The sequence below is a fragment of the Burkholderia sp. Tr-20390 genome (assembly GCF_017104595.1).
In the GTDB taxonomy this organism is placed as follows: domain Bacteria; phylum Pseudomonadota; class Gammaproteobacteria; order Burkholderiales; family Burkholderiaceae; genus Burkholderia.
Genome location: NZ_JAAGPC010000115.1, coordinates 18,586 through 27,765, shown reverse-complemented (window position 1 = coordinate 27,765; position 9,180 = coordinate 18,586). Strand labels below are relative to the sequence as shown.

The 9,180-nt window shown below is 69.0% G+C and carries 9 protein-coding genes; 8 read left to right on the top strand and 1 reads right to left on the bottom strand.

What is annotated here, in order from left to right:
- The 7 genes from G3N98_RS26160 to G3N98_RS26130 all read left to right on the top strand — a co-directional run.
- Positions 1-486: DJ-1/PfpI family protein (locus G3N98_RS26160; protein WP_206149616.1), on the top strand; the 486-nt coding region annotated here is incomplete at its 5' end.
- A 12-nt stretch (positions 487-498) separates the two neighbouring features.
- Complete coding sequence (locus tag G3N98_RS26155) at positions 499-1,002, top strand: YetF domain-containing protein (RefSeq protein ID WP_206149615.1); 504 nt, start codon at positions 499-501, stop codon at positions 1,000-1,002.
- A gap of 39 nt (positions 1,003-1,041) precedes the next feature.
- Positions 1,042-2,049, top strand: a complete 1,008-nt coding sequence (locus G3N98_RS26150; protein ID WP_241026086.1) for a Ku protein — start codon at positions 1,042-1,044, stop codon at positions 2,047-2,049.
- Between the two features lie 24 nt (positions 2,050-2,073).
- Positions 2,074-4,839, top strand: a complete 2,766-nt coding sequence (gene ligD / locus G3N98_RS26145; RefSeq protein ID WP_206149614.1) for a DNA ligase D — start codon at positions 2,074-2,076, stop codon at positions 4,837-4,839.
- Positions 4,840-5,018: 179 nt separating this feature from the next.
- Positions 5,019-5,414 (top strand): hypothetical protein, encoded by a 396-nt coding sequence (locus tag G3N98_RS26140; protein ID WP_206149613.1) that lies wholly within the window; start codon positions 5,019-5,021, stop codon positions 5,412-5,414.
- A 69-nt stretch (positions 5,415-5,483) separates the two neighbouring features.
- A complete protein-coding gene (locus G3N98_RS26135; RefSeq protein ID WP_206149612.1) occupies positions 5,484-5,867 on the top strand; it encodes a DUF3022 domain-containing protein in 384 nt (127 codons plus the stop codon).
- A 273-nt stretch (positions 5,868-6,140) separates the two neighbouring features.
- The gene (locus G3N98_RS26130) at positions 6,141-6,689 is read left to right on the top strand and encodes a type 1 glutamine amidotransferase domain-containing protein (RefSeq protein WP_206149611.1); all 549 of its coding nucleotides are present in this window, start codon (positions 6,141-6,143) and stop codon (positions 6,687-6,689) included.
- A 135-nt stretch (positions 6,690-6,824) separates the two neighbouring features.
- Here the strand turns inward: G3N98_RS26130 and G3N98_RS26125 are convergent, their stop codons facing one another.
- A complete protein-coding gene (locus G3N98_RS26125) occupies positions 6,825-8,075 on the bottom strand; it encodes a phosphatidylserine decarboxylase family protein (RefSeq protein WP_206149609.1) in 1,251 nt (416 codons plus the stop codon).
- A gap of 377 nt (positions 8,076-8,452) precedes the next feature.
- Between G3N98_RS26125 and G3N98_RS26120 the strand changes: the two genes are divergently transcribed.
- On the top strand, positions 8,453-9,028 hold the full coding sequence (locus G3N98_RS26120; RefSeq protein WP_206149608.1) for a YbhB/YbcL family Raf kinase inhibitor-like protein: 576 nt from the start codon (positions 8,453-8,455) through the stop codon (positions 9,026-9,028).
- The last annotated feature ends 152 nt before the right edge of the window (positions 9,029-9,180 follow it).

The window sequence follows — 9,180 nt, the reverse complement described above, 5'->3', positions numbered from 1 at the left end:
CTGATCGGCCGCGCGAAGCCCGGCATCCGGTCGCGCAAGATCGCGCTGATCGCGACCGCCGGCACGAGCGAGGCGCTCGTCCAGCAGGTGCGCGATGCGCTGCTGGCCGCGCACGCGGTGCCGACGATCGTCGCGCCGACGCTGGCGCCGATCGGCAGCATCGTGCCGCAGGCGACGCTGGCCGGCATGCCGTCGGTGATGTTCGACGCGGTGTTCGTGTGCGGCGGCGACGGCGACGGCCGCGACCTCGCGCACAGCGCCGACGCGCGGCATTTCGTGCGCGAAGCGTTCAAGCACCTGAAGCCGATCGCGGCCGTCGGGTCGGGGCGGCAATTGCTGAGCGCCGCCCACTTGCCGGACCCGGCCGAAGGCGTGTGCGTCGGGCAGGCCGTCGATCTCGACGCAGTCCTGAACGACCTGTCCGACCACCTCGGCCGCCATCGCGTCTGGGCACGCGAGCAGCAGGCCGCCGAGCTGCCGGCCTAGCGCCACGCGATCATGGACGTCGTCGTCGCGCTGTTCGGACAGGGCCGGATGCTCGGCCCCGGGCAGATGGTGCTGCGGGCGATCGTCGTGTTCGCGATCGCGCTGGTGCTGATCCGCATCGCCGGGCGGCGCGCGTTCGGCCAGCGTTCGCCGTTCGACTACGTGGTCGGCATCCTGCTCGGCGCGATCCTGAGCCGCGCGGTGGTCGGCGCGTCGCCGTTCGTCGCGACGGTGGCCGCGTCGTTCGCGATCGCGCTGCTGCATCGCGTGATCGGCTGGGCCTGCGTGCGCTCGCGCCGGCTCGAACGGCTGCTGGTCGGCGCGGAGCGCGAGGTATATCGCAACGGCCGCTTCGACGACGCGCAGATGCGCGCGGCGCTGATCACGCCGACGGACGTCCATGAGAGCGTGCGCCAGGCGCTCGGCGCGGACGACCTGTCGGACGTCGACGCGGCGATCCTGGAGCGCAACGGCCACGTCAGCATCGTGCGGCGCAGCCGTTGCCGAAAGCCGTGACGGCTGCGTGCGGCGACGGACGCCGCTAGGAGGACATCGATGACACGCATGATCTGGAAAGGCGCGATCAGCTTCGGGCTCGTTCACGTGCCCGTGCAGCTGTTCCCGGCCACGCGCACCGTGAAGCCGTCGTTCCGGCTGCTCGACAAGCGCTCGATGGACCCGGTCGGCTATCGGCAGGTCAACAAGCGCACCGGCAAGGAAGTCACGCGCGAGGACATCGTGCGCGGCTACGAGTACGAGAAGGAGCGCTATGTCGTGCTGACCGACGACGAGATCCGCGCGGCGAACCCCGAGTCGACGCAGACCGTCGACATCGTCACGTTCGTCGACGAGGATGCCGTGTCGTTCCTGTATCTCGACACGCCGTACTACCTCGTGCCGGACCGCAAGGGCGAGAAGGTCTATGCGCTGCTGCGCGACGCGCTGAAGGACAGCGGCAAGATCGGCATCGCGCACGTCGTGATGCGCGACCGCCAGCATCTCGGCGCGCTGATTCCGGTCGGGCCGCTGCTCGCGCTCGATACGCTGCGCTGGCAGGAGGAACTGCGGCCGCTGGACGAACTGTCGGTGCCGGCCGACGACGCGAAGCGCGCGGGCGTCAGTGCGCGCGAACTCGCGATGGCGAAGAAGCTGATCGACGACATGTCGGGCTCCTGGACGCCCGACGAGTATCACGACACGTTCCGCGACGACATCCTCGAGCTGGTCGAGCGCAAGGTGCGCGCGGGCCGCATCGAGGAAATCGAGGACCGGCCCGCGCAGACGGCGCGCACGGCGACCAACGTGGTCGATCTCACCGAGCTGCTCAAGCGCAGCCTGAAGGGCGGCGGTGGTGCGCGTGCCGCGCGCGCGGACGACGACGAGGAAGACCGTGCGCCTTCGCCATCGACGGGCGCGCGGCGCAAGCCGGCGGCGAAGACGTCCGCGAAAGGCACGGCGAAGGCACCGGCAAAGACGCCGGCGAAGCGCGCGGCCGCGAAGCACGGCGCGACCGGCACGCACGCGGCGAAGAAGACCGCCGTGCGCCGCAAGCACGCTGCGTGACGGCGCGGGAAGGAGGGTGACGCGATGGCCGGCAAGCTCGAACCCTATCGCCGCAAGCGCCGCTTCGATGCGACGCCGGAACCCGAGGGGGCGCACGGGCGACGGCGCGTGCGCGCGGATGCGGACGCGAGCGTGCAGAAGGCGCATCAGCCGCACAAGGCGCACGACGCGCATAAAACGCGACCGTCCGCGCGCACGGCCCGGCCGCTGCGCTTCGTGATCCAGGAGCATCACGCCCGGCGGCTGCACTACGACTTCCGTCTCGAACTCGACGGCACGCTGAAGTCATGGGCGGTGCCGAAAGGGCCGAGCGTCGACCCGTCGGTGAAACGACTAGCCGTGCACGTCGAGGATCATCCGCTCGAATATGCGTCGTTCGAAGGCGAGATCCCGGCCGGCCATTACGGCGCGGGCTCGGTCACCGTGTGGGACGAGGGCACGTGGACACCCGACGGCGGCATTGCCCGGGCACGCGACGGTTATCGTGCGGGCAAGCTGACGTTCCGGCTCGACGGCACGAAGCTGCACGGCGGCTGGGCGCTGGTGCGCAGCGGGCGGCAGCAAGGACGCCAGGAGCAATGGCTGCTGATCAAGGAACGCGACGACGACGCGCGCGATGCGGCCAGCTTCGATGTCGTCGCGCAGCAGCCGGGCAGCGTGCATGACGGCCGGACCCGGGCGTCGCGCACGGCGCCTGCCCATCCGCCGCCTGACGGCGGGGCGCGCACGACGGCGATCGATCCGTCGCAGGTGGAAGGCGCGGTGCGCGCTGCGTTGCCCGAGCGCGTGACGCCGCAACTCGCGACGCTCGTCGATGCCCCGCCCGCGCACGATGATTGGCGCTACGAAGTGAAATTCGACGGATACCGGATCCTGGCCCGGATCGCGGGCGGCGGTGCGCGCCGGCACGTCACGCTGATGACGCGCGAAGGTCGCGACTGGACCGCGAAGCTGCGCGTGCAGCGCGACGCGCTCGCGGCGCTCGAGGTCGAGAACGCGTGGCTCGACGGCGAGGCCGTCGTCCTCGGCGAGCACGGGCTGCCCGATTTCCAGGCACTGCAGAACGCGCTCGGCGCGGGCCGTTCGGACGCGGTGACGCTGTTCGTGTTCGACCTGCCCTTCGTCGACGGATACGACCTGCGCGATGCGCCGCTCACCGCGCGGCGCGCGCTGCTCGAACCGTTGCTCGCCGGCAGCGATCCCGCGCGGCTGCGCTACTCGCTCGATCTCGGCGACGACGTCGCGTCGCTGATCGCGAGCGCGTGCGATACGGGGCTCGAAGGATTGATCGGCAAGCGCGCGGATTCACGCTATCGCGGCGGCCGCTCGTCCGCGTGGATCAAGCTGAAATGCCGGCGGCGCCAGGAGTTCGTGATCGGCGGCTATACCGAGCCGTCGGGCAGCCGGCATGGCTTCGGCGCGCTGCTGCTCGGCGTGTACGAACCGGCCGCGGGCGGCAAGCAACCACGCGGCAAACCGCCGTTGCGCTATGTCGGCCGGGTCGGCACGGGGTTCGACACACGTCTGCTCGACCGGCTCGCGGCGACGCTGCGCCGGCACGAACGCGGCACGACGCCGTTCGATCCGCCGCCGCGCGAACGGTCCCGCACGCGCGTCCACTGGGTCGAGCCGACGCTCGTCGCCGAATGCGAATTCGCGGAATGGACGAGCGACGGCATCGTGCGGCAGGCGGCGTTCATCGCGCTGCGCGAAGACAAGCCGGCGCGGCAGATCGTCCGCGAAGTGCCGCGGCCAACCGAAACGGAGGCGACGATGAACGAAACCCGCGCGGCGCACGACGCATCCTCGCATGCCCCGCAACCCGATACGGCGCACGGCCAAAAGCACGGCGCGCGAGCGTCCGCGTCTGCCGGCGACACGCAGCGCGCGGCCGCCGACGATCGTGTCGGCCGCGTGCGCATCACGCATCCCGATCGGGTGCTCGATCCGCAAAGCGGCACGCGCAAGATCGACCTCGCGCACTACTGGCAATGGGTCGCGCCGTGGCTGCTGCCGGACCTGAAGGGCCGGCCCGTGTCGCTCGTGCGCGCACCGGGTGACATCGCCGGCGAACTGTTCTTCCAGAAGCATGCCGAGCGCCGCGAGATCCCGTTCGTCACGCAGCACGAAGGGCTCGATCCCGGCCACGGGCCGCTGCTGTCGATCGACAGCGTCGATGCGCTGCTCGGCGCCGCGCAGATGGGCACGGTCGAGCTGCACACGTGGAACGCGCACGCGTCGAACATCGAGCGGCCGGACCGCATCGTATTCGACCTCGATCCCGATCCGGCGCTGCCGTGGCGCGCGATGATCGACGCCGCGCAGCTCGTGCGCGGGCTGCTCGACGAGCTGGGCCTCGCGTCGTTCTGCAAGACGAGCGGCGGCAAGGGGCTGCACGTCGTCGTGCCGCTTACGCGGCATGCGGGCTGGGACGACGTGAAGGATTTCTCGCGCGCGGTGGCGCAGCACGTCGCGGGCGCGCTGCCCGACCGTTTCACCGCGACGATGGGGCCGCGCCACCGGCGCGGCAAGATCTTCGTCGACTACCTGCGCAACGGCCGCGGCGCGAGCACGATCGCCGCGTATTCGGTGCGCGCGCGGCCCGGCATGGGCGTATCGGTGCCGCTCGACTGGGACGAGGTGCCCGACACGACGGGCGGTGCGCAATGGACGATCGACACGCTGCGTGAACGCCTCGATGCGTTGAAACGCGATCCGTGGGAAGGCTATGCGCACGCGCGGCAGCGCATCACCGCGTCGATGCGCGCGCGGCTGGGCGCTGAAACGTGAACGCGTCAACGCCGACGCTGCGGATGGGGTGCCCGCTTACCGGCGGCGCTGCGGAGATCCCGCGTGCGAGCACCGATGTCGACATGAAAGCCAGCACGCATGCCGACGGCGGCATGGGCCTTGCTGAAAGGAAGGGGCAGGAATTTCCATCACGTGGTCTCTATCAGGGAGAAAACTTCATGAAATCCGCATCCGAATCGAAGTGTGTCGCGCCGCGCGTGCTGGCGTGCGCGGCTGTCGCGATCATCGCGGCCGCGCCGGCCGCATGGGCGCAGAACTCGCAGCGCCCGGACGAGGGCACCGGCGCGCCGAATCCGTCGATGGACATGTCGACGCCGGGCACCAACGGCAATACGGTCGCACCGCCTCCGCCTGCACCCGTGCAGCGGCAGGGTGCGACACAAGGCTCGCGTTCGCACAGCGGATCGGCCGGCCATGTGAAGCCGGGCGGCCCCAACGGCGCGGGGGCGGGCGGCAGCGGCACCGGCGCCGGCAACGGCAGCTCGCCCGGCTCGACGGGCACGGGCGGCGGAGGCGCCGGCGGGGCGGGCAGCGCGGGTTCCAGCGGCTATTGACGGCGCCGTGCCGACGAAGGCGGCGAGGTTTCCCGGGACGGGCACGCCGCCATCACACAGGAGGGCATCATGCATTCGAATTCCCGGAACCGGCGGGAGAACGAAGAGATCGACGACATCGACGAGATCGACGGCGACGCGTTCGAGGCGGACGGTCTCGATACGACGGTCCATGTCGACGTCGCGACGGGCAGGATCAAGTTCCATTCGTCCTGGGCGCTGACGGCCGATGCGCCGCCCGAATACGCGCGGCATGCGGTCGAACTCGCGCTCGACAGCGACACGATGGAGCGGTATGCGGCGCTCGACGACGGCACGCGGATGCGCGTGCATGCGATTTTGCATGACACGGTGCAGGCGATGCTCGACCGTGTGCCCGATACCGATGAGAGCCTGACGCTCACGATCGAAGTGACCGACGCGATGCTGGACGCGGCGAGTCACCTGCAGTAGCGCGGTGCGCGACGGCGTCTCACGGTTCGCAGGCGGCGGTCGCCGCCCGGACGGCATCGGCCCTTGCACGCGGGAAATCCGCGTGCCGGGCGCGCATCCTCGATGCCCTGCGCCGTCTCGATCTCCCTCGGATCCTTGTCGAACGCGATCAGCCGCCCGCCCGCCGCGCAATCGTGCCCGGATGGCGCGCGCGTCCCGTGGGCGGAAACGGCACGCCGCTTGCTGCGAAACCGGCGCGGCACGACGTGTGCCGCGTCACTGACGGAGGGCTTCATGAGCGGAAGGCTGGTTCATTGCAAGGTGGCGATCCTCGCGGTCGACGGCTTCGAGGAAGCCGAACTCGTCGAACCGCAGCGCGCGCTCGCGGCGGAAGGCGCGCAGGTCGACGTGATTTCGGAGAAGGGTGGCGAGATCCAGGGCTTCAGGCACGTCGACAAGGGCGCGCGCGTGAAGGTCGACCGCACGTTCGACGACGCGCGCGAGGGCGATTACGACGCGGTCGTGCTGCCCGGCGGCGTCGTGAACGGCGACGCGATCCGGATGGTGCCGGCCGCGCGCGAGTTCGTGACGGCGGCCGTCGGGGCCGGCAAGCCGATCGCGGCGATCTGCCATGGCGGCTGGCTGCTCGTGTCCGCCGGCCTCGTGGAAGGCCGCACGATGACGAGCTGGCCGAGCCTGCAGGACGACATCCGTCATGCGGGCGGCAAGTGGGTCGACCAGGAGGTCGTACGCGACGGCCCGTTCATCACCAGCCGCAAGCCGGACGACCTGCCGGCCTTCAACGGCGCGCTGATCGATTCCCTCGCGCCTCGGGCGGCGTGAACCCGTAGCGGCCGCGCCATGCGTCGTGTCACGCTGACCGACGCACCGCCCGCGTTCCGCGCCATTACAAACCGTTGAAAACATTGCACCGACAGCCGGCGTGCGTCGAGCCTGCGAGCCCGACGCACGTGCGACTCACCGTGCGATCGCGACCGGCGAATTGACGTTCACGACGGCGGTGTCGTGGTCGAACGGCGGCGCATACACGAACCGGTCGATCACACCGGCTTCGAACAGCAGGCAACAGGTCGAGCCGCCGAACTGGAAATAGCCGATCTCGTCGCCCTTGTCGACGCGCTGGCCCGGCACGACGTCGATCACGCAGGACGACACGTCGCCCATGCCGACGAACACGGCGGCCACGGTGCCGATGCCGGGATCGTCGCAGGCGATCGCGACCACGGCGCGCGTCGCGACCGCCGTCGTGTACCCCTGGGAGTCGTTCAGCCCGGCCGGGTCGGGGCCTTCCGCCTCGACGATCGAATAGTAGGTGCCGTGGACCCGGTACGCATGCGTGACGACCCCGCGCACCGGCGCGTGCCAGCGATGGTAGTTGTACGCGCTGAGATAGGCCTGGTACAGGTCGCCGCCGACGAAGCGCTCGGCGAGCGACAGCCGGGCCGGCGTGAAGATGTCGCGCAGCGAATACGGCTGCGCCTTGATCCAGAACCGGTCGCGCAGCTTCACGTTCGATTCGATGTGGTACGGCGCGGCCTCGCACGCGCTGACGATCACGTGCGGATCGTCGGGCGCCGCGACCGGGCGCGCGTCGTCGCGAAAGCGCCGCGTGAAGAAGTCGTTCCATGACGTGAAGCCGCCGTGCGGCTGGTCGTCGCGATACTGGAACTGCGATAGCCCGATGCGCTTGCTCGCCGCGTCGCAGAACCAGCCGTCGGGCGCCGACGTGTCGAGATGCGCGCGCGAATGCGGGCCGCCCAGGAAGCCGCACCATACGTTCAGCACGTTCTGCAGATGCGCGTTGACGGCGGCGTCGCGAAACAGCGCATGGCCCGACGGCATGCACATCGGCCAGTCGAGAAAGGCATTGATCGGGCACACGATCAGGCTCGCGTCGCTGAACGGCGGCGTGTAGGTCATCAGGTGATCCAGGACGGTCATCAACCCGTCGATCGACGTATAGCCGAGCCGGCGGCCCGATTCGACCGCCTCCTCGATCGCGCGGACCAGCGTCATGCGTAGCACCGCGTGGTCGTCGAACAGCCGCGCGAGTTCCTGCACGGCCGGCGTGCGCAGCCGGTCGCCGGCATGCGCGCGGGCTTCCGCCGCGAATATTTCGCGGAACGCGGCCATGTGCGCTTCCTCGCGGGCCATCCATTCGCCGAGACGCTGGCGCTGGGGCGGCGGCGGGTTGAGGTCGTTCGGCATCGTTGTCTCCGGGGGGCGATGATCGGGAATCGATGCAAGGAGCAATCTGCCTGCCCGGTCGGGGGATCGATCTTGCGGATCGAGTGCGCGCCCATGGCATGCCGCAAGCGCGACGAGCCGCTCCGGCATACGGTCGCGGATTGTTCTGTTTCACGCAACATGATGATGTTGTCCGCCGACCTTCTGCCGAATTCACGATGATCCTAGGATGTGTCGCGCAGGCTGTCGCACAAGCACCAGGGTGAGCACGTCATGGTTGCGACTCATGGTTGAAGCGCGAGCCTTGAATCCGCGTCGACGACCGGAGCATGCACGGCATATCGCGTGTCAATCCGGTTGGGCGAAACATCACACCGAACTTCTCTCAGGATCTCGCCATGAGATGGGGTATTTTTCTGCGATCGAGTCTTTTCTCCACGGTACTTTGCGCAGCCGTGCCCGCAGTTGCTTTGGCTGAACCGCTGACTGTCACGGTTGACGATCTCGATCATGACGGTCAGTTCACGAATACTCAGGTGTACAACGGATTTGGATGTCGTGGCGACAACGTCTCGCCTCGCATCTCGTGGGCACACGTTCCGGCTGGTACCAGAAGCATCGTCGTCACAATGTACGATCCCGATGCCCCGACCGGGGGGCTCGGCTGGACGCATTGGGTGGTCGTCGATATCCCGCCTTCGGAAACGTCGATTCGGAAAGGGGCATCAGGCGATGTGCGGCTCATGCCGGTGGGCGCGCTCGAAACGCTGACGGATTTTGGCGAATCCCGGTACGGTGGGCCATGTCCGCCGCAGGGCGAATCTCATCGATATATCGTGACGGTATCCGCGTTGTCCATTCCGCGTGTCGACGTGAAACCGACGTCGAGTCCGGCGGTCGTTGCCTATCAGATGCATGGAAACATCCTTGGACAGGCACGATATATCGCGGCTTATCACCGAGCGTCGAATTGACCATAAGCGCCGGTTTGCTCGCGGAACGATGTTCCGTTTGAGGGGGCGCAGAGGAAAGCCTGACAGGTATTGGCCGAGCGCACCGCCGCGATTCCAGGATCAATGAACTGCGATGGTTTTTCGGGTGATCCGGCCGGCGCACGGCATGCGGT